The 19545-nt window shown below is 73.3% G+C and carries 17 protein-coding genes; 9 read left to right on the forward strand and 8 right to left on the reverse strand.

The genetic code is table 11. The annotated features are described in order from the left end of the window. Positions 1–100: 100 nt before the first annotated feature. The 3 genes from KUM40_RS37690 to KUM40_RS37700 form a co-directional block, all read right to left on the reverse strand. On the reverse strand, positions 101–2371 hold the full coding sequence (locus KUM40_RS37690) for a molybdopterin oxidoreductase family protein (RefSeq protein WP_217170822.1): 2271 nt from the start codon (positions 2369–2371) through the stop codon (positions 101–103). A 138-nt stretch (positions 2372–2509) separates the two neighbouring features. Next, the gene (locus tag KUM40_RS37695; RefSeq protein WP_217170823.1) at positions 2510–3190 is read right to left on the reverse strand and encodes a TetR/AcrR family transcriptional regulator; all 681 of its coding nucleotides are present in this window, start codon (positions 3188–3190) and stop codon (positions 2510–2512) included. Between the two features lie 103 nt (positions 3191–3293). Beyond that, positions 3294–3863 (reverse strand): hypothetical protein, encoded by a 570-nt coding sequence (locus KUM40_RS37700; RefSeq protein WP_217170824.1) that lies wholly within the window; start codon positions 3861–3863, stop codon positions 3294–3296. Positions 3864–4065: 202 nt separating this feature from the next. Here KUM40_RS37700 and hmgA point away from each other — a divergent pair, with 202 nt between their 5' ends. Genes hmgA through KUM40_RS37715 form a run of 3 tightly spaced genes read left to right on the forward strand, consistent with a single transcriptional unit; the run spans position 4066 to position 7350 of the window. Beyond that, positions 4066–5391, forward strand: coding sequence for a homogentisate 1,2-dioxygenase (gene hmgA, locus KUM40_RS37705; protein ID WP_217170825.1), 1326 nt, complete (start codon positions 4066–4068; stop codon positions 5389–5391). A gap of 26 nt (positions 5392–5417) precedes the next feature. Next, the gene (locus tag KUM40_RS37710) at positions 5418–6167 is read left to right on the forward strand and encodes a GntR family transcriptional regulator (protein ID WP_217170826.1); all 750 of its coding nucleotides are present in this window, start codon (positions 5418–5420) and stop codon (positions 6165–6167) included. Positions 6168–6189: 22 nt separating this feature from the next. Further along, positions 6190–7350: a type ISP restriction/modification enzyme gene (locus tag KUM40_RS37715; protein ID WP_217170827.1), complete on the forward strand. Its 1161-nt coding sequence runs from the start codon at positions 6190–6192 to the stop codon at positions 7348–7350. Between the two features lie 97 nt (positions 7351–7447). On the opposite strand, the gene KUM40_RS37720 is transcribed toward KUM40_RS37715, so the two are convergent. Beyond that, positions 7448–8152, reverse strand: a complete 705-nt coding sequence (locus KUM40_RS37720) for a TetR/AcrR family transcriptional regulator C-terminal domain-containing protein (RefSeq protein ID WP_217170828.1) — start codon at positions 8150–8152, stop codon at positions 7448–7450. 63 nt (positions 8153–8215) lie between these two features. Between KUM40_RS37720 and KUM40_RS37725 the strand changes: the two genes are divergently transcribed. After that, a complete protein-coding gene (locus tag KUM40_RS37725; protein WP_217170829.1) occupies positions 8216–9202 on the forward strand; it encodes an ATP-binding cassette domain-containing protein in 987 nt (328 codons plus the stop codon). After that, the gene (locus KUM40_RS37730) at positions 9199–9993 is read left to right on the forward strand and encodes an ABC transporter permease (RefSeq protein WP_217170830.1); all 795 of its coding nucleotides are present in this window, start codon (positions 9199–9201) and stop codon (positions 9991–9993) included. The genes KUM40_RS37725 and KUM40_RS37730 overlap by 4 nt, the downstream gene beginning before the upstream one ends. 221 nt (positions 9994–10214) lie before the next feature. Here the strand turns inward: KUM40_RS37730 and KUM40_RS37735 are convergent, their stop codons facing one another. The 3 genes from KUM40_RS37735 to KUM40_RS37745 all read right to left on the reverse strand — a co-directional run bounded on the left by KUM40_RS37735 (position 10215) and on the right by KUM40_RS37745 (position 12005). Next, the gene (locus KUM40_RS37735; protein WP_217170831.1) at positions 10215–10484 is read right to left on the reverse strand and encodes a hypothetical protein; all 270 of its coding nucleotides are present in this window, start codon (positions 10482–10484) and stop codon (positions 10215–10217) included. A gap of 115 nt (positions 10485–10599) precedes the next feature. Next, positions 10600–11412, reverse strand: a complete 813-nt coding sequence (locus tag KUM40_RS37740; protein WP_217170832.1) for an anti-sigma factor domain-containing protein — start codon at positions 11410–11412, stop codon at positions 10600–10602. Then, complete coding sequence (locus tag KUM40_RS37745; RefSeq protein WP_308401323.1) at positions 11409–12005, reverse strand: sigma-70 family RNA polymerase sigma factor; 597 nt, start codon at positions 12003–12005, stop codon at positions 11409–11411. Before KUM40_RS37745 ends, KUM40_RS37740 begins: the two co-directional genes overlap by 4 nt. A gap of 181 nt (positions 12006–12186) precedes the next feature. Here KUM40_RS37745 and KUM40_RS37750 point away from each other — a divergent pair, with 181 nt between their 5' ends. The 4 genes from KUM40_RS37750 (at position 12187) to KUM40_RS37765 (ending at position 18527) form a co-directional block, all read left to right on the forward strand. After that, positions 12187–13746 carry a DUF4331 domain-containing protein gene (locus tag KUM40_RS37750; protein ID WP_217170916.1) on the forward strand — a complete coding sequence of 520 codons (1560 nt, stop codon included), beginning with the start codon at positions 12187–12189 and terminating at the stop codon, positions 13744–13746. A 101-nt stretch (positions 13747–13847) separates the two neighbouring features. After that, positions 13848–15254 carry a tetratricopeptide repeat protein gene (locus KUM40_RS37755; RefSeq protein ID WP_217170834.1) on the forward strand — a complete coding sequence of 469 codons (1407 nt, stop codon included), beginning with the start codon at positions 13848–13850 and terminating at the stop codon, positions 15252–15254. 23 nt (positions 15255–15277) lie between these two features. Continuing rightward, complete coding sequence (locus KUM40_RS37760) at positions 15278–16756, forward strand: sulfite exporter TauE/SafE family protein (protein WP_217170915.1); 1479 nt, start codon at positions 15278–15280, stop codon at positions 16754–16756. A gap of 79 nt (positions 16757–16835) precedes the next feature. After that, positions 16836–18527 carry a serine/threonine-protein kinase gene (locus tag KUM40_RS37765; protein WP_217170835.1) on the forward strand — a complete coding sequence of 564 codons (1692 nt, stop codon included), beginning with the start codon at positions 16836–16838 and terminating at the stop codon, positions 18525–18527. Here KUM40_RS37765 and KUM40_RS37770 read toward each other — a convergent pair. After that, complete coding sequence (locus tag KUM40_RS37770; protein WP_217170836.1) at positions 18497–19303, reverse strand: SGNH/GDSL hydrolase family protein; 807 nt, start codon at positions 19301–19303, stop codon at positions 18497–18499. The two genes, KUM40_RS37765 and KUM40_RS37770, sit on opposite strands and share 31 nt — an antisense overlap. Between the last annotated feature and the right edge of the window lie 242 nt (positions 19304–19545).

Raw genomic sequence — 19545 nt, forward strand, 5'->3', positions numbered from 1 at the left:
TTGAACATCCCACCGGGGCAGGCGGTGCGAGCGACGTTAGGGGCCTCGAAGCCGCGTTAACAAGACGTTGACATGCGAGCAATAAGCGCAAAACTCCAGGTCACAGCTTTGCGTCGGTGAGCGGGGTCAGTGGAGCCAGCGCAGTCAGCGGGGTCAGCTCGACGGGTACGCCGTTGAGGACGGCGTTGCCCGAGAGCGGGTCGAGCATGCTGCCGTCGAGGAGCTGGTTGACGTTGACGCCGGGATCGGTGGCGGCGTGGCTCATGCGGGTGCCGGGCCGGTCGTGGCCCCAGCCGTGCGGGAGGCTGACCACGCCGGGCCGGACGGTGTCGGTGACCTCGGCCGGGACGGTCACCTCTCCCCCGGGCCCCTTGACGCGCACGGGCTGTGCGCTGCGCACGCCCAGCCGCTCGGCGTCGTCGGGGTGGACGTGCAGGGTGCAGCGGTTGGAGCCGCCGGTGAGGGCCGGGACGTTGTGCATCCAACTGTTGTTGGACCGCAGATGACGGCGCCCGACGAGGACGAGCCCGGCTGGGCGCTGCGCCAGGGCCTGCCCGAGGCGCGGCAGGTCGTCGGCGATCGGCCCCGGCAGCAGCTCGACCTTGCCGCTGCGGGTCTTCAGCGGCTGCGGCAGGCGCGGGCGCAGCGGGCCGAGATCGATGCCGTGCGGGTGGGCGAGGAGCCGCTCGAGGGTCAGCCCGTCGGGCCGGACGCCGAAGCCGTCGCCGTAGGGGCCGAGGCGCAGCATCAGGTCGAGCCGCCGCTCGGGACCGTTCTCGCCGGTGAGCAGGGCGGCCAGTCCGGCGGGGTCGCGGCCGCGCACGGGTGAGTGCGGCTCCCGTACGGCCTTGGCGAGCGTCTGCTCGATCACCATGGCGTCCACGGCGGCCGGGTCGGCGCCGTGCGTGCCCGTGACGGCCAGGGTCAGCCGGGCGAGGATCTCCGTCTCGGCCATCCGGCCGGGCTCCAGCGGGACGGCGGGACGGGTGTAGCGGACCTGGTTGCGCACGGCGAGGGTGTTGAAGGCGAAGTCGTGGTGCGGGCTCTGGGCCGGCGGGGGCGGCGGCAGCACGACGTGGGCGTGGCGGGAGGTCTCGTTGAGGTAGGGGTCGACGCTCACCATGAAGTCGAGTGAGCCCAGCGCCTTGTCGAGCCGGTCGCCGTCGGGTGCGGACAGCACGGGGTTGGCGGCGACGGTGAGCAGCGCGCGGACGGGCTCGCCCGCGTCGGTGGCGGTGTCGATCTCCTCGGCGAGGGCGGACAGGGGCAGTTCGCCCTTGGCCTCGGGGTGTCCGGCCACCCGGGAGTGCCAGCGCCCGAGCGCGAATCCGCGGCCGGGTCCTGCGGGGCGCGGGGTCCGGTCGGTGGCGGCCTGCGGGAAGAGCGCGCCGCCGGGCCGGTCGAGGTTGCCGGTGAGGGTGTTGAGGACGTCCACGAGCCAGCTCGCGAGGGTGCCGTGCGGGACGGTGCAGCTACCGATGCGGCCGTAGACGGCGGCGGTGGGGGCGGCGGCGAGTTCGCGGGCGAGGGCGCGGGTCACACCGGCGTCCACGTCGCAGGCGGCGGCGACGGACTCCGGCGTGAAGTCCCTCACGGACGCGACGAGTTCCTCGACCCCCTCGACGTGCGGGGCGAGCGCGCCGAGGTCCACCAGGTCCTCTTCGTACAGCACGTGGACCATCGCGGCCAGCAGGAGCGCGTCCGTGCCGGGGCGGATCGGCACGTGGCGGTCGGCGAGCTTGGCGGTGCGGGTGCGGCGCGGGTCGATGACGGTGAGGGTGCCGCCGCGGGCCCTGAGCGCCTTGAGCCGGCCGGGGAAGTCGGGGGCGGTGCACAGACTGCCGTTGGACTCCAGCGGGTTGGCGCCGATGAGGAGGAGATGGTCGGTGCGGTCGAGGTCGGGCACCGGGATGGCGTTCGCGTCGCCGAAGAGCAGTCCGCTGGAGACGTGCTTGGGCATCTGGTCGAGCGTGGACGCGGTGAAGAGGCTGCGGGTGCCGAGGGCGCCGAGCAGGACGTTCGGGTAGAGGGCGCCGGCCATGGTGTGCACGTTCGGGTTGCCGAGGACGATGCCGACCGCGTGCGGCCCGTGCCGTTCGACGACGGTCCGGACGCCGGCGGCGACCGCGTCGAAGGCCTCCTCCCAGGTGGCCTCGCGCAGTGCGCCGTCCCTGCGCACGAGCGGCGTGCGCAGCCGGTCGGGGTCGGAGTCGACGGCCCCGAAGGAGGCGCCCTTGGGGCAGATGAAACCGCGGCTGAAGACGTCGTCGCGGTCACCCCGGGCGGCGGTGACCGTGGTGCCGTCGATGGTGAGGGCCAGGCCGCAGGTGGCCTCGCACAGGGGGCAGATACGCAGGGCGGTGCGGGACACGGGTCCTCCCGGAAGGCGGCGGTGGCGCTCTCTGCCCGGTGAGCATACCGACCGGTAGGCATGTTGGGGAGGGTTTCCACGGAGGGCCGTACGACGGCGGCGGGTCAGTCGAGGCAGCCGGTCAGTCGAGGCGGGCGGTCAGTCGAGCACGCGCCCCAGGTAGGCCCGCAGCAGTTCCCGGGCCTCCTCGATGATCTTCTCGTCCCCGTTCGGCGCGACCCGGAAGGCGAGCTGCACGAGGGTGTCGGCGGTTTCCACGGCGACCAGGAACACGCGTCGGAGATCGTCGTCGGGGCGGCGGCCGAGGTAGCCGGAGAGCAGCTCGGTGAGCCGCTCGGCGACGCGGTGGTTGGGGACGGCGTGGCGGTCGCCGACCGGGATCTGGTTGCCGAAGTCGATCAGGGAGAAGCCGGGCGCGGTCCGCTTCATCGTCAGGTACTCGTCGAGCACCGCGTCCAGCGCGCCGCGCCAGCCGCCACCTCCGTCCGGTCCCGCGCCCGGCCGCGCGTCCGGCCCCGCGTCCGGCCCCGCGTCCGGCCCCGCGTCCGTCTCCGTCAGCCGTTCGGTCACGCGCTCCGCGTAGCGCTCCAGGTTGCGCTGGGCCAGGGCGTCGGCCATCTGCCGCTTGTTGCCGAAGAAGCGGTACACCGACCCGATGGGGACGTCCGCGCGCAGCGCCACGGCCCGGGTGCTCAGAGCGTCGTAGCCGACCTCGTCGAGGAGGTCGGCGCAGGCGTCGAGGATCCGGGTCAGCCGTTCGGCGCTGCGCCGCTGCACGGGGGCACGGCGGAGCGGGGTCGCGTGGGACACGGTCCTCATGATGCCCTCTTGCCCCGGCCGGGTGAACCGTGACCTCCGGTACGGCCGTGGGCGCCTCCCTGGCCCGCGGCACGGGCACTGCGGTACGGGGAGTGGGCGGTCCTCACCGGTCCGCCGGGGTCTCGGTGACCGTCCGGCCCTCGATCTGCTCCGGCCGCGTCGCCCCGGTCGGTTCCGCGTCCGATGCCGTGATGTCCGCCGTGCTCTCGACGGGCTCGCCGTCGACGGCCCAGACGGTGTCGTCGTCGGCGTACAGACGGACGGTGACCTGGTGCGTGCCGCGCGGGACCAGGTCGGCGGCGATGTGGTACTCGGGGCCGCGCAGGCGGGTGAGGAGGTCGCCGTCGAGGAAGAGGTGCGCGACGCCGCGGCCGGCCACCGCCTTCGCGTCCGTACCGGCCGGCGAGAACCTGAAGTCGCGGACGGTCAGGCGTACGTCCCAACTGTCGCCGCCCTCGGGCTGCACCTCGATTTCCACCTCGGGCGCGTGCTCGGCGTCCACCTCCCGGTAGCGCCGGCCCTCGTCGTCGGTGGCGTCGATCAGTCTGCCGACCGGCGTGGCCGAGTCCCCGGCCTCCGGTTCACCACCGCCACCGGAGCCACAGCCCGCGGATCCGGTCAACAACAGGACACAGACCGCGAGCGCGGCGAGCCCTCTCCGCGTCCACGACATGACGCGAGAGTAGAACACCGGTCCGACAGTCCGGATCCCCCGGGGGTCTGGTTCCGGTCATCCTCCCGGGGGATGACCAAGAAGGGAACGCGGCGAACAGGGAGAACCGGGGCGGAGCGGGGAAGTCCTCTTACGGCTCTTGCGCACGGGAAACCGCAATCCTACGGTGTGCCATAGGAATCGGGTTGCGAGGGAGCGATCAATGAGCGGGGACGCGCGGAAGACCGCGGAGGGGCTGGCCTACCTGTCCGGCTTCGGCAACGAGCACAGCTCGGAGGCCGTCGCGGGGGCACTGCCGGAGGGCCGGAACTCGCCGCAGCGGGCGCCACTGGGCCTGTACGCGGAGCAGCTCAGCGGCACGGCCTTCACTGAGCCGAGGGCGCACAACCGGCGCTCGTGGCTGTACCGGATCCACCCGTCGGCCGCGCACCCGGCGTTCACCCGCACGGGCAACGGCGCGATCCGCACGGCGCCCTTCACCCAGGCCGTGCCCGACCCGAACCGGCTGCGGTGGAACCCGCTGCCGGAGCCGGAGCCCGGCACGGACTTCGTCGCGGGCCTGTGGACGCTCGGCGGCAACGGCGACGTCACGCAGCGCACCGGCATGGCCGTGCACGTGTATCACGCGACGGCCTCCATGGAGCGGGTCTTCAGCGACGCCGACGGCGAGCTGCTGATCGTGCCGGAGCGCGGCGGTCTGCTGCTGCGCACCGAGTTCGGGCTGCTGCACGCCGAGCCCGGTCATGTGGCGCTGATCCCGCGCGGGGTCCGCTTCCGTGTGGAACTGCTCGACGAGGACGCCCGCGGGTACGTCTGCGAGAACTACGGGGCTCCCTTCCGGCTCCCCGACCTCGGCCCGATCGGCGCCAACGGCCTGGCCAACGCCCGTGACTTCCGGGCACCGGTCGCGGCGTACGAAGCGGACGAGGCGGGCGAGGGCCGCGTGGAGGTGGTCAACAAGTTCTGCGGCAACCTCTGGACGGCCGTCTACGACCACTCCCCGCTGGATGTGGTCGCCTGGCACGGCAACCATGTGCCGTACGTCTACGACCTGCGCCGTTTCAACGTCATCGGCACCATCTCCTACGACCACCCGGACCCGTCGATCTTCACGGTGCTGACCTCGCCTTCGGACACCCCGGGCCTCGCCGGCGTGGACTTCGTGGTCTTCGCGCCGCGCTGGCTGGTGGGCGAGGACACCTTCCGGCCGCCGTACTTCCACCGGAACGTGATGAGCGAGTACATGGGCCTGATCGAGGGCGCCTACGACGCCAAGGCGGAGGGTTTCGTGCCGGGCGGCGGCTCGCTGCACAACATGATGTCGGCGCACGGTCCGGACCGGGAGACCTTCGACCGGGCGAGCGCGGCCGAGCTGAAGCCGCAGCGGATCGACGACGGGCTGGCGTTCATGTTCGAGACGCGGTGGCCGGTGACCCTCACCCCCCAGGCGGCCCGCGCGGAACACCTGCAGCCGGGCTACGACGACGTCTGGCAGGGCATGGAGCGTCACTTCCGCCCCTTGCACTGAGGATTCCCTACCGGTACGGATGGCCCGTGACCTCCTTCGCCCCGGACTCCATCGTCCTGAACCGCAAGCTGCCGCTGTGGTACCAGGTGTCGCAGTCGCTGCGCGCCTCGATACTCGGCCGCTCGCCCCGGGACCCGCTGCGCCTGCCCACGGAGGAGCAGTTGGCCGGCCACTACGGGGTGAGCGTGCTGACGATGCGGCAGGCGCTGAAGGAGCTGGAGGACGAGGGGCTGATCACCCGGCACCGGCGGCGCGGCACGTTCATCGAGCCGCACGCCCGGCGGGGCGCCCCGGTGCGGCTCCTTGGCTCGGTGGACGCGATCGTGGCGCAGCAGTCCGGCATGAAGGCGGAGCTGCTGGGCCACGGCAGGGTCGCGGTGCCGTCCGAACTCGCCGAGTACTTCCCGCACGTGCCGGAAGTGGGGACGTATCACCGGCTGCGCTGCGACGAGAAGACGGGTGAGCCGACCAACCACGCCCGCAACTACGTCCGTCCCGAACTGGCCGAGCGCATCGACGTGGACGACCTCGCGCGGTGGCCGATGACGAAGGTGCTGCGGGACGTGGTGGGCATGGACATCGCGCGGATCACGGACACCGTCGAGGCCCGGCTCGCGGACCCGGAGACGTCGCGGCTGCTCGAAGTCCCGCTGCTGAGCCCGATCCTGCACTACACGGGCATCACCTACGACACCGCGGGCCGGGTCCTCGACGTGGCGGTCATCCACTACCGGGGCGACCGCTTCTCCTTCACCGTCACCCTGGACGCCACGTGAGGCCGTGGTGTCCCGTCGTACGATGCCCAGCGTGACGCACGACGACGCTCCGCCGCTGGCGGACCTCATGCCGTGGTCCGTCGCACCGCCGCGGCTCGGCCGGGGGTGGCCGGCGGCTCCCGACGCGGCGTCCCTGAAGGCCCGCTGGGACGCCCTGGTCAAGGCCGAGGGGCCCGACCGCGAGGCCCTGTTCGAGCCGACCCGCTCGCGCACGCCGCACTCGGCGGTCGGGCGGCTGCCGGGCGGCGGCGGGGGCACCGAGCGGCTGGCGCGCGCCTCGGGGCCGTGTCCGGAGCCGGTCCGGGTGCTGCGGGCACCGTTCGACGAGCAATGGCTGATTCCCGACCACCGGCTGATCGACGCGGCCCGGCCGGAGCTGTGGCGGGTGGCCGACGAGCGGCAGGTGTTCGTCGTGGAAGCACCCGACGCCGCGGGCCCTCCGCTGCTCCTCGCGACCTCGCGGCTGCCGCTGTTCGGCCCCGCCCGGGTCCGCCCGCTCCACCGCCGCCCCGGTGGCGCGGAGCCCAATCTCGCCCCCGGCCTCCTGGACCACCTGGCCGTCCGGCTCGGCCGGCGTCCCGAGGCGGTGGACGTGCTCGCCTGGGCGGTGGCGGCGGTGCGGCCCGGCTCGCTGGTCCCGCTCACGGCGGACCCCGCACTGTGGGAGCGCGGGGTCGAGCTGGGCCGGCGCGCGCTGTGGCTGATGCGCCGCGACGGTGAGCGTCCCAAGCTGCCCGGCGGCCGGCGGCCGTACGTCCGCGCCCCGCTGCCCCCGCGTCCGCTGGCCGTTCGCTACGACCGGGACGAGGAGGCGCTGCACCTGGACGAGGGCCGGGTCTCCCCCGTGCCGCCGGGCGCCTGGGACTTCGAGGTGGGCGGGGTCCGGGTCCTCGAGCAGTGGTTCGCGGCCCGCACCGCCGAGGGCGAGGCGGGCACGCTGACGGCGATCCGTCCGGCCGGCTGGCCGCAGACCTGGACGTCCGAGCTGCTGGAGCTGATCACGGTCCTCGCGCTGCTCGCCGAAGTGCGGGACCGGTGCCGGGAGTTGACGGTCACGACCGGGATCACCGCGGCCGAGCTGCGGGAGGCGGGCGTACTGCCGGTGTCCTCCTCGGCCCGCCGGCCGGCCTCCGTCCTGGACGACCGGGAGGAGGGGCCGGAGGGGCAGTTGGCGCTGCTGTGACCCGGTGGGGGGCCGCCCTCCGAGCGCGGGCACCGGCCCAGGCTCGGACTCAAACCCGGGCACAGACTCAAGCCCGGACACAGACTCGGGCCCAGACTCAGGCGAACCCGTCCAGCACCCGCGTCAGCGCCCGCTCGAAGACCCCCTCCAGGTCGATCGGTCCGGCGTCCTCGGCGAAGGCCGCCGCCAGCCGCGGATAGGCGCCGCTCGCGAGTTGCCGCCCGAGGTAGGCGATGCGCGTCGCATTCTCCTGCTCCTCGGACCAGGGCAGCGAGCGGGTGCGCTCGACGGTGGAGATCTCGTTGGTGACGTACGTCGTCACGACGCCGTTCACCATCGCGATCAGCTCCATCTTCGTGCCGTGGGGCGCCTCGAAGGGGTCGAGGCAGGCCAGGCAGTGCTCCAGGTAGCGCAGGGCGTTGGGGCTGAAGCCGTAGACCGGGGACATCAGGCGGGGCAGCCAGGTGTGGCGGTGCATCAGCGCCCGGGTCTGACGGGCCACCCGGATCATGTCGGCGCGCCAGTCGCCGCTCGGGTCCCACAGCTCGTGCTCGCCGCTGACCGCGTCCATCATCAGCTCGTACAGGTCCTCCTTGCGGGGGACGTAGTTGTAGAGCGACATGGTGCCGCAGCCCAGCTCACCGGCGACGCGGCGCATCGAGACCGCGTCCAGCCCCTCGGCGTCGGCGATCCGCACCGCGGCGGCGGCGATGTCGGCGCGGGTGTACGCCGGCCTCGGACCGCGGCCGGTGCGCTCGGGGCGCGACCAGATCACTTCGGGTACGGCCGCTCGGCCCGCCATCGTGCATCACCTCGGCCACCATCCTAGTTACGTACAGCGTACGTAGTGCGTTATGGTCGACCCATGACTACTACGTACGCTGTACTTAGTGAGGGTCTGGAGAAGCGCTTCGGCGCCGTGCACGCGCTGCGCGGCCTGGATCTCGCGGTGGCCGAAGGCACCGTGTGCGGGCTGCTCGGGCCGAACGGGGCGGGCAAGACCACGGCGGTGCGGCTGCTGACGACGCTGCTGCGGCCGGACGCGGGATCGGCGCGGATCGCCGGGCACGACCTGGTGCGCGAGGCGGCCGCGGTCCGCCGCCGGATCGGGGTGACCGGGCAGTCCGCGTCGGTGGACGGGGACCTCACCGGACGCCAGAACCTGCGGTTGTTCGCCCGGCTGCACCGGGTGCGGGACGCTTCGGCGCGGACCGATGACCTGCTCGACCGCTTCGGTCTGGCCGAGGCCGCCGACCGGCCCGCGTCCACCCTGTCCGGCGGCATGCGACGCCGTCTCGACCTTGCCGCGAGCCTCGTGCGCCGCCCCGACGTGCTGTTCCTCGACGAGCCGACGACCGGGCTCGACCCCGCTAGCCGCAACCGCATCTGGGACGCCGTGCGCGCCCTGAAGGCGGAGGGCACGACCGTGCTGCTCACCACGCAGTACCTGGAGGAAGCCGACCGGCTGGCCGACGACATCGCCCTCGTGGACCGCGGCCGGGTCGCGCACACCGGGTCGCCGGCCGAACTCAAGGCGCTGGTGGGCTCGTACGCGGAGGCGGTCGTCACGGACGCGGACGCCCTGGCGCGGGCGGCGGGCGTCCTGGACCGTCTCACGGGGACGGAGCCCGCTCTGGACCACGACCGGCGCACGGTCGGCGCGGTCAGCACGGACCAGACGCTGACCCTGCCGCGCCTGGTCCGTGAACTCGACGCGGCGGGCGTGCCCCTGGCGGACGCGAGCCTGCGGCCACCGACCCTCGACGACGTCTTCCTCCGCCTGACCGACGACGACACCGGCGACGACGACACCGGCGACAACACGGGTGACAGCAAGGAGCTTGTGGCATGAGCACGATGGTCCATGACCTCGCGTACGACGGCACGGCGATGCTGGGACGGCAGCTACGGCGGCTGCGGAACAATCCGGGCCTGCTGATCCTCACCCAGACGATGCCGATCACGATGCTGCTGTTCTTCGGCTACGTCTTCGGCAGCGCCCTCGCGATGCCGGGCGAGGAGTACCGGGCGTTCCTGGTGCCCGGCCTGCTGGTCGCGACCGCCGCGAACGGCATCATGACGGGCATGTTCCAGGCCGCCCAGGACACCCACCGGGGCGTGACGGACCGCCTGCGTACGCTGCCGGTGAGCCGGGCCGCGGTACCACTCGGGCAGTCGGTCGCGGACGTGCTCGTCACCGCCGCCGGGACGGTGCCGCTGCTGCTCGTCGGGCTCGCGGTGGGCTGGCGGGTGGAAGGCGGCGCGCTCGGCGCGGTGGGTGCCGTGGCGCTGTTGCTGCTGTTCCGGTTCGCGACGACCTGGGTCGGGATCTTCCTGGGGCTGCTCACCCGGAACGAGGAGGCCGCCGGTCAACTGGGCGGCGCGACCTTCATCCTCCCGCTGCTGTCCAACGCGTACATCCCGACCGGGGGACTGCCGGGCTGGCTGCGCACGGTCGCGGAGTGGAACCCGATCAGCGCGGTGACCACGGCGCTGCGGGACCTCTTCGGCAACGCGCCGGTGCCCGCCGGTGCCGCCTGGCCGGTCGCGCATCCCGTCGCCGGGTCGCTGGCCTGGTGCGCGGTGCTGCTGGCGGTGTTCGTCCCGCTCGCCGTACGCCGGTACGCGCACGGGGACCGCTGAGCGGACGGCCGGGGCGCGTCACCGCCGGACGGGGAGACGACGGGACGGGAGTGCCGGAGGGGCGTACGGGGTCGGGCATACGGAAGTCTGGCGTACGAGGGTCGGGCGTACGGGGATTACCCGCGCTCGGGAGCACACCGGGGCGCCGCTGCGTGCCGTGGGGACGACGGACGAGTGCCGCGGCGCCGCGCCGGGTCGGTGTGACCGCCGGAGCGCGGGCCTCAGTTACCGCCGAACAGCGAGCGGCGCAGTCGGCGCAGTGGCGCGAACAGCGAGACCCGGCGCATCCGGACGCCCCTGCTGCTGCGCTTGTGCGCGGGCTCACGCGCGGTCAGCTCACGCATCAGCGACGTCGCCTCCACGGTCTCCCGCTGCGGGAGGGCAGGCCCTCCGAGCACCGCGAGATGACGGTCGAGGCGCGAGCTGCTCGCGCTGCTTCCGCAGGTGATCGCAGGGACCCTTGCCCTGCTGCGCACTGTTATCTGTTCCATGTCACTCCCCACCCGTACGAGTCCACCCGGCCCGGGCAGGGTAACCCTATCGCCCCGGTACGGCATGCGTGTATCGCGGTCACAGGATTCACCTTCCCCGTAAGGGGGTTGACGATTACTCTCCGAATCCGACAGATTCCAGGGTGAGTTGGACAACGGGCCTGCTGGTCGGCCGGACCGACCCCCCGTCGGGCTCGACCGTCACCGCCAGTGAGGTGGCGGAGCGGTTCAGGCCGGACGCGATCAGGGGCGTGTCGCCGTCGAAGAGCCCGAGGGAGCGCGGCGCGGCGCCGGGGCGCATCAGCCACAGTTGGCGCACGCGGTCGCCGGAGGGCTCGCGGTACCCGCTCAGGGTGACCACCGCACGCCCCTCGGAAGCGGAAGCGACCACTCCGATACTGCGGCCCCGCTCGTCCTCGCCGCTCGTCGCGCGGGCGTCCGGAGCAGCGAGAACGTGGGCGATCTCACGTGCCCGGTCCCGTGCGGTGTCCAACTCGTCCTGGGTGCGGTTGGCCTGCACGGCGAAGAGGGAGGCCACCACGAGCGCCGCGGCGGCCGTCAGCGTGGCGAAGGGCACGAGCAGGGGGCGCGGCCGGGAGGCCCGGGAGCGCTCGGCCGGCGGCCGGCCGCCCCACACGTGGGCGGGCAGCCGAAGAGCGGGCCCGCTGCCGGGCGCGGGCTCCTGCGCGGTGGTGCGTACGGCGGCCAGCACCCGCTCGCGCAGGGCGGGCGGCGGCGGGGCGGCCGTGGACCAGGCCAGCCGGACGGCGTCCTCGGACAGCGCCCGCACCTCGGCGGCGCAGCGGGCGCAGCCCTCCAGATGCCGTTCGAAGCGGACCCGTTCGGCGCCTTCGAGAGCGTCCAGGGCGTAGGGGGCGGCGAGCGAGTGCAGGGCGCCGCGGCGCGGCAGCCGGCCGAAGAAGCTCATGCGACACCTCCCAGGCAGTCGCGCAGGCGGTTGAGTCCGTCTCTCATCCTCGTCTTCACCGTGCCCAGCGGGAGGGCGAGGCGCTCGGCCACCTCCCGGTAGGTGTAGCCGTCGTAGTAGGCGAGGGTGACCGACTGGCGTTGCAGGGCGGTCAGGCGGTCCAGGCAGCGGCGCACCCACTCGCGTTCGAGTCCCGCCTCGACCTCCTCCGAGACCTGGTCGAAGGCGGGGTGGTGGGAGCGGCGGGCCTCGCGCTGTTCGCGTTCGCCGGCCGCGCGGGCGCTGCGCACCCGGTCGACGGCACGGCGGTGGGCGACGGTGAGGATCCACGACAGGGCGCTCCCCCGGCGCGGGTCGAACCGCGCCGCGGACCGCCAGAGTTCGAGCAGCACCTCCTGCGCCACCTCCTCCGACTGGGCGGGGTCGCGCACCACGCGCCGTACGAGTCCGAACACCGGCCCCGACACCAGCCCGTACAACTGCTCGAAGGCCTTCTGGTCCCCGTCCGCCACGAGCATCAGCAGCTCGTCCGCCTCCACCCGGTCCCCCCTCTTCCTTCTTCTCGCGGGCCGCGCACGGCCCGTCGACGTCACCGCCGGGCGCGCGAGGCACACCCTCCGCAGGGGTTACGGATGGGCGGCCCGAAAACGCCAGTCGGCCGGGCACCAAATCGGATTCCGGGTCCGACCAATCCGGGCCCGGGAGCGCTCCGAATGCCGGTGCGTCAGGGAAGTCGGCACATCGGCCCAGAGGACGGACGCCATGACGGACGGCATGACACCACCCATCTCCGGAGGCGGAGGCGGAGGCGGAGGCGGAGGCGGAAACGGAGGCGCGGGGCGCCGGCGCGTCGCCACACTGGTCTGCGGCGCGCTGGCCGCCGGGGGCCTCGCGGCCGCCGGCGTGACCGCGCTGGAACCGGGGACGGCGTCCGCCTCCAGCCACCGGGAGGCCCCGCTGATATCGGGGACCCCGCAGTACGACAACACGGATCTGTACGCCTTCGTGAGCCCGGACCGGCCGGACACGACCACGCTGGTCGCCAACTGGATCCCGTTCGAGGAGCCGGCCGGCGGGCCGAACTTCTTCACGTTCGCCGAGGACGCCCAGTACGACCTGCACATCGACAACGACGGCGACGCGCAGGGCGACCTGCTGTTCCGGTACACGTTCACCACGCACACGAAGAACGACAAGACGTTCCTCTACAACACGGGCCCCGTCACCAGCCTCGACGACCCGGACCTCAACATCACCCAGACCTACGACCTCGAGCAGATCGAGCTGCACGAGGGCAAGGAGTCGTCCCGGACGACGATCGCCCACGACGTGCCGGTGGCGCCGTCGAACGTCGGCAAGGCGTCGATGCCCGACTACGGCGCGCTGCGCGACCAGGCGGTCCACGAACTGGAGGGTGGGGCGCAGACGTTCGCCGGGCAGGCCGACGACCCGTTCTTCCTGGACCTGCGCGTCTTCGACCTGCTGTACGGCGGGAACCTGTCCGAGGTCGGCAACGACACCCTCAAGGGCTACAACGTCAACTCGATCGCCCTCCAGGTCCCCACCGACATGATCGTGGAGTCGGCCGAGCAGCCGGTCGTCGGCATCTGGTCGACGACGCAGCGCGAGAACGCGCAGGGGGAGTTCTCGCAGGTGTCGCGGCTCGGCAACCCGCTGGTGAACGAGGTCGTCAACCCGCTCAAGGACAAAGACACGTTCAACGCGTCGCAGCCGGCGGACGACGCGCAGTTCCTGCAGAACGTCACCAACCCGGAGCTGCCGAAGCTCATCGAGGCGATCTACAAGATCAAGGCGCCCGCCGAGCCGCGCGACGACCTGGTCGACGTGTTCCTCAAGGGCGTCAAGGATCTCAACCAGCCGCCCCATGTGACGCCCTCGGAACAGTTGCGCCTGAACACCTCGATCGAACCGGCCGCCGAGCCCAAGCGCCTCGGTGTCCTCGACGGCGACAACGCGGGCTTCCCCAACGGGCGCAGGCTGACCGACGACGTGATCGACGCCGCGCTCCAGGTCGTCGAGGGCGAACTGGTCGGTGCCGCGAACGACCTGGGCGACGCGGTCGACGCCAACGACAAGGAGTTCGGGCACGCCTTCCCGTACGTGGCGAACCCGACGGAGGGCTCGCGCGGCCCGCTCGCCGACGGCACCGGTGACGACAACGACGTACGCAACCAACTGGGCGACGCGCTGCGCCCGGCGGGCTCCGACGACACGACGCTCGTCGCCGCCTCCGTCGGCGCCGGGGCGGTCGGCATCCTGCTGATCGGCGGCGCGGTCGCGTGGTGGCGGCGGGCGCGGGGCCGCGCGTACTGACGGCCCCCCCAGCCCTCCAGCCCCACCAGCCCCCCACGGCGGGCCGCGCCGCCCGCGCGCACGTTTCCCGTACGCCGATCGACACCCGTTTGAGGAGAGGCATGTTCGCGCGCAGCAACGACAACAGGTCGCGGCACGAGCCACCCGCCCCGGCCGGAACACCACCGTCCGCCGCGGGGCGCCGGCGGTGGCCGCACGTGGTCGGATGTGCCGTACTGCTGGCCGTGGCCGTCAGCGCGGGGGCCGTCGCGGTCGACGGGGCGCGGGAGGGCGGTGGCATCCCGGTGGCGGATGCGCCGCAGGGCCGTCCGGGGATGACGGGCATGCCGGGCGGCGCCCGTCCGGACGCGGGGATACCGGCATTGCAGGCCCGGCTCAAGGCCCAGCCCCGGGACTTCGGCGGCTGGGCGACCCTCGGACTGGCCTACGTCGAACAGGCCCGCACCGACGGCGACCCCTCGCGCTACCCGCGGGCCGAGCGCGCGCTGGAACGCTCCCTCGACCTGAAACCCGGCAACGACCAGGCGCTCGCCGGCCGCGCCGCCCTCGCCGCCGCCCGGCACGACTTCGCGCACGCCCTGACGTACGCCGACCGCGCCCTCGATGTGAACCCGTACAACGAGCGCGCCCTGTGCTCCCGTGTCGACGCCCTCGTCGAACTCGGCCGCTACGACGACGCGGCACGGGCCGCCGACACCGCCGACAGCCGGCGTCCCGGCGTTCCGGTCTTCACGCGGTTCGCGTACGTCCGGGAGCTGCGCGGCGAGGTGGACACCGCGCGCCGGGTGCTCGAGCAGGCGCTCGCCGGCGCCTCTTCCCCCGGCGACGTGGCGTACGTCGCCACCCAGCTCGGCCGGCTCGCCTGGAACCAGGGGGACTACCCGGCCGCCCTGCGCCACTACGCCCGGGCCCTCGCCGCCGACGACGCGTATCTGCCCGCCCTGGAGGGCCGCGGCCGGGCCAGGGCGGCGAGCGGCGACCGGAGCGGTGCGGTCAGGGACCTGGAGGAGGTCGTCGCCCGCGCCCCGCTGCCCGGCCCACTCGTCGCGCTCGGCGAGCTGTACGAGGCGGGGGGCGAGGAGGCGAAGGCCCGCGAGCAGTACGCCCTCGTGGACGCGTGGACGGCGCTCGCCCGGGCCGACGGCGTCAACGTCGACCTGGACACCGCCCGCGCCGCCGCCGACCACGGCGACAAGGAGGCGGCGCTGCGTGCGGCCCGCGCCGAGTGGAACCGTCGCCGTACGGTGCACACCGCGGACGCGCTCGCCTGGGCGCTGCACGTCAACGGCCGCGACGAGGAGGCCCTGCCGTACGCCCGCCGGGCCACGGCCACGGGGTACCGCGACGCCGTGTTCCTCCACCACCTGGGCATGATCGAGCGGGCCGTGGGACGGGGCCCGGACGCCCGCCGCCACCTCTCGGCGGCGCTGGACCTCAACCCCGGCTTCTCCCCCGTCGGCGCCCGCGAGGCCCGTACGGCGCTGAAGGAACTGGAGGCGTCCCGGTGAGCCCGGTGAGCCCGGTGAGTCCGCTGAGCCCGCGCCGTCTCTTCGCGCGGGGCGCCGCCGTCCTCACGGCCGCCTGCGCCCTCGCCCTGCTGCCCTCGGCCGGCGCGAGCGCGCATCCGCTCGGCAACTTCACGGTCAACCGCTACGACGGTCTGGTCGCCGCCCCCGGCGAACTGCGCGTCGACCACGTCGAGGACCTCGCCGAGATCCCGGCGACCCAGGCCGGTCCCGACGTCGAACGGCTGGGCATGGCGCGGTGGGCCCGGCAGCGCTGCGAGAAGGCCGCGCGGGAGAGCAGTCTCACCGTCGACGGCCGTACGGTCGCCCTCACCGCGGTGCGCGCACACGCGCGCGTGCGGCCCGGGCAGGCGGGGCTCGACACCCTGCGCCTGGAGTGCCGGCTCAGGGCGCCGCTGCCCGAGTCGGGCCGAGCGACGGTCGGTTTCCGGGCCGCCGGTGCCTCGTCCGGTCCCGGCTGGCGGGAGATCACCGCGCGCGGCGACCGTACGACGCTCACCGCTTCGGACGTGCCGACGGAATCGGCCTCGCGCGAACTGACCCGCTACCCGGAGGAGTTGCTCTCCTCCCCGGCCGACACGGCGAGCGCGGCCCTGCGGGTGCGGCCCGGCGGTCCCGCCCTGGGGCAGGAGCGGCAGGAGGCTCCCGCCGCCTCCGTCCTGCCCCGCGGCGCGGACCGCTGGACGCGTGCCCTGGACTCCCTGGTGGCCCGGCACGACCTCACCCTCGGCTTCGCCGGTCTGGCCCTCGTCGTCGCGGTCGCCCTCGGCGCGATGCACGCGCTCGCGCCGGGCCACGGCAAGACGCTGATGGCAGCGACGGCGGCCGCCCGGGGCGGCAGGGCCGGGCTGACGGACGTCCTGCCGCTGGCGGCCTCGGTGACGGTCACGCACACCCTGGGCGTGGTAGCCCTCGGCCTCCTGGTCACCGCGGGTTCGGCGGCCGCGCCCTCGGTCGTCGCCTGGCTCGGCGTCGCCAGCGGCATCCTCGTGACACTGGCCGGCGCGAGCCTCGTACGCCGCGCACTCCGCAACCGGGGCCGCGCCCACGACCACGACCACGACCACGACCACAAGCATGGCCATCATCACAGCCACAGCCACAGCCACGGCCCGCACACTCACACCCACCCCACCGCCCCCACCCTCCGCGGCACGATCCTCCTCGGCTTCGCCGGCGGGCTCGTTCCCAGTCCGTCCGCCGTCGTGGTGCTCGTCGGCGCGGCGGCCCTCGGGCAGGCCTGGTTCGGACTGCTCCTCGTGGTCGCGTACGGCGTCGGGCTCGCCCTCACCCTCACCGCCGCCGGCGTCGCGGTCGTCCGGCTCGGCGGCGGTGTGAGCCGGCTGCTCCGGCGGCGCCCCCGGTGGACGTCCGGCCCGCTGGCCGGTCTGGTGCGCCGCGCCACTCCGCTCGGGTCGGCGTTCGCGGTCGTGGTCCTCGGGGCCGGATTGGTGTTCAGGGGGGCCGCATCCGCACTCGGCTGAGCTACTTTTGGGAGGAATGCGGGAGCGATACGGGCCCGTTCCCGTGGAATGTCCGCGCGAGACGTCATAGGGGGCGCCGGTGTCCGGAGAACCCGACGGTGCGCGCGTGATCGCCGACCGTTACCGTCTGCTGTCCCCGCTCGGTGAGGGCGGCATGGGCACCGTGTGGCGCGCCCACGACGAGGTGCTGCACCGCGAGGTGGCCGTCAAGGAGGTGCGCGCCCCCGCCGGGCTGCCTCAGGCCGACGTCCGGCGGATGTACGCCCGCCTGGAGCGCGAGGCGTGGGCCGCCGCCCGGATCTCCCACCACAACGTGGTCACGGTGTACGACGTGGCCACCGACGGCGACCGGCCCTGGATCGTGATGGAGCTGGTCCGCGGGCTGTCCCTGGCCGATCTGCTGGACGCGGAGGGCCCGTTGGAGCCGAGGCGCGCCGCGCTGATCGGCGTCGAGGTGCTGGCGGCACTGCGGGCGGCCCACGCGGCGGGGGTGCTGCACCGGGACGTGAAGCCGGCCAACGTGCTGCTGGCGAACGACGGGCGGGTGGTGCTCACCGACTTCGGGATCGCCCGGGTCGAGGGCAGCGAGGCGCTGACCATGACCGGTGAGGTGATCGGCTCGCCCGAGTTCCTCGCTCCGGAGCGGGCGCTGGGCCGTACGCCCGGTCCCGAGTCTGACCTGTGGTCGCTGGGCGTGCTGCTGTACGCGGCGGTCGAGGGCGTCTCGCCGTTTCGCCAGGACACGCCGTTGAGCACCCTGCGGGCGATCGTCGACGAGGAGTTGCCACCGCCGTACCGGTCCGGTGCGCTGACTCCTGTCGTGGCGGGCCTGCTGCGCAAGGACCCGGCCGAGCGGACTCCGGCTGAGCAGGCGGAGCGGGATTTACGGCTCGTGGGCGCCGGGGGCAGCCTCTTCGCGGGAGACCCGACCACGCACGCGGCACCGTCGGGCGCGTACGGCGCGTACGGCGCGTACGACCCGACGGTCGCGGGCCACCCGGGCCCTGCCACCGAACCGACGCCGCCGATGCCGGTACCGGCGACCGCGGGCACGTCCGCGTCCCGCGCGCCCGAGGGCCGGGACCGGCGGGCGCGTGCCGTGCTGATCCTGGGTCTGGCCGTGCTCGTACTGGCGCTGGCAGGACTGACGTACGCGCTGCTGAACCGCTCGGACGGCGGTGGCGGGACGGCGGGGTCGGGCGGGAGCCGGGACCCGGGGGCCGGTTCCACGGCGCCGGGCCGGACCGGAAGCGGGACGGAGTCGAGCCCGTCGGCCCCGTCCGGGAGCCACAGCGGGCAGAGCAGTCCTGGGCCGCAGTCGGTGCGGGTGTCCGTGGTGGGCTCGCACACCGACTACTCGGGGGCCTGTCCCCCGCCGCACGACGAGGCACCCGCCTTCACGGCGACGTTCACGGTGGGGCGGCTGCCGGCGGAGGTCGGCTACCGCTGGGCGACGGCGGACGGATCGGTCTCCGACCCGGGGTGGCGGACGCTGTCCTTCCCGTCGGGCGGTGACCGCTCGCGCCAGGACAGCGTGGTGGTGACGACGCACGACGACAGTGGCGCGTTCGAGAGCGCCGTCCGTGTGGAGGTGCGGGCTCCGGTGGAGGCCACGTCGAACGCGGTGGCGTTCTCGGTGACCTGTGAGACCGGAACGGAGACGGAGACCCCGACGGGCGGGGCCTCCCCCTCCTCTTCCTCTTACTCCTCTTCTTCTTACTCTTCTCCTTCCGCTTCGGGTCAGGCGGCGCCGTTGAGGACCGGCAGGTAGCCGCCGGACTGGCCCGCCGCGGTGGGGTGGTACGACTCGCCGATGTTCAGCCAGTTGACGCTGTGCAGCCAGGAGTCGCCGGAGCACAGCTCGTGGCCGGTGAACGTGGTGCGCACGTCGCCGAAGGTGAAGCCGTGGGCGGCGGCGCGCTGGGCGATCACGGTGTTGAGGTGGTCGGAGGCGTTGTTGATCGCCTTCCGCTTGGTCTCGGACAGGCCGATGCAGGTGGTGCCGAGCTTGTAGAAGCGCGGGTAGCCGATGACGACGACGTGGGCGTTCGGGGCCTTGCTGCGGATCGACGAGTAGACGCCGTCGAGGTTGCCGGGGAGCGTCGAGTCGACGTATGCCTCAGCGGTGGCGATCCGCGACAGGCAGGAGCTGTCGGACTGGAGCACACAGGTCGTCATGACGTCGGCGAAGCCCGCGTCGTTGCCGCCGATACTGATGGAGACGAGGCCGGTGGCGGAGCCGAGCGGGCCGAGCTGTCCGGCGAGAACATCACCCGTACGGGCGCCGGAGCAGGCGGTGAAGTCGAACGTGGAGGGTGAATGGGCGGCCGCCCACAGGTACGGGTGGGACTTCGTGCTGCGCTTGCAGTCGCCGCTCGAGCTGATGTAGCTGCCCGCTCCGACCCCGGAGGAGTAGGAGTCGCCGAGGGCCACATAGCCGTCGGCTGCGGCGGGTTGGGCCGCCTGGGCGGTCGCGGCCCCGGTGAGGGCGGCGCCGGCGGCGAGGAGGACTGAACTCAGGAAGCCGACAAGTCTGAAACGTCTCATGGAACCTCCTTTAGCAGGATCTCTGCCACAACCTTGGTAGCAGCTACGCGCGTTGACTGAAAGTGTCCATGCCAATGAATGGCTGACACTCGTTCAAATTCGGACGAAAGTCAGTGGGAACGTCAGTGCGCCCTTGACGCTCCGATGCGGGCTGCGCCACATTGATGCCCGGTCAAACCCACAAAAAGGTGAGACCTGCTTCCAGGTCTTGCCATACGGGTTCAATCGTCAATACCGTCATA

The sequence above is a fragment of the Streptomyces sp. AC512_CC834 genome, from assembly GCF_019049325.1.
GTDB lineage: Bacteria > Actinomycetota > Actinomycetes > Streptomycetales > Streptomycetaceae > Streptomyces.

Excerpts from the sequence above, each read along its gene's own strand:
- KUM40_RS37695 (WP_217170823.1), bottom strand. The coding sequence starts at position 3,190 with ATGAGGACCGTGTCCCACGCGACCCCGCTCCGCCGTGCCCCCGTGCAG.
- KUM40_RS37700 (WP_217170824.1), bottom strand. The coding sequence starts at position 3,863 with ATGTCGTGGACGCGGAGAGGGCTCGCCGCGCTCGCGGTCTGTGTCCTG.
- hmgA (WP_217170825.1), top strand. The coding sequence starts at position 4,066 with ATGAGCGGGGACGCGCGGAAGACCGCGGAGGGGCTGGCCTACCTGTCC.
- KUM40_RS37715 (WP_217170827.1), top strand. The coding sequence starts at position 6,190 with ATGCCCAGCGTGACGCACGACGACGCTCCGCCGCTGGCGGACCTCATG.
- KUM40_RS37720 (WP_217170828.1), bottom strand. The coding sequence starts at position 8,152 with ATGGCGGGCCGAGCGGCCGTACCCGAAGTGATCTGGTCGCGCCCCGAG.
- KUM40_RS37725 (WP_217170829.1), top strand. The coding sequence starts at position 8,216 with ATGACTACTACGTACGCTGTACTTAGTGAGGGTCTGGAGAAGCGCTTC.
- KUM40_RS37730 (WP_217170830.1), top strand. The coding sequence starts at position 9,199 with ATGAGCACGATGGTCCATGACCTCGCGTACGACGGCACGGCGATGCTG.
- KUM40_RS37735 (WP_217170831.1), bottom strand. The coding sequence starts at position 10,484 with ATGGAACAGATAACAGTGCGCAGCAGGGCAAGGGTCCCTGCGATCACC.
- KUM40_RS37740 (WP_217170832.1), bottom strand. The coding sequence starts at position 11,412 with ATGAGCTTCTTCGGCCGGCTGCCGCGCCGCGGCGCCCTGCACTCGCTC.
- KUM40_RS37750 (WP_217170916.1), top strand. The coding sequence starts at position 12,187 with ATGACACCACCCATCTCCGGAGGCGGAGGCGGAGGCGGAGGCGGAGGC.
- KUM40_RS37755 (WP_217170834.1), top strand. The coding sequence starts at position 13,848 with ATGTTCGCGCGCAGCAACGACAACAGGTCGCGGCACGAGCCACCCGCC.
- KUM40_RS37770 (WP_217170836.1), bottom strand. The coding sequence starts at position 19,303 with ATGAGACGTTTCAGACTTGTCGGCTTCCTGAGTTCAGTCCTCCTCGCC.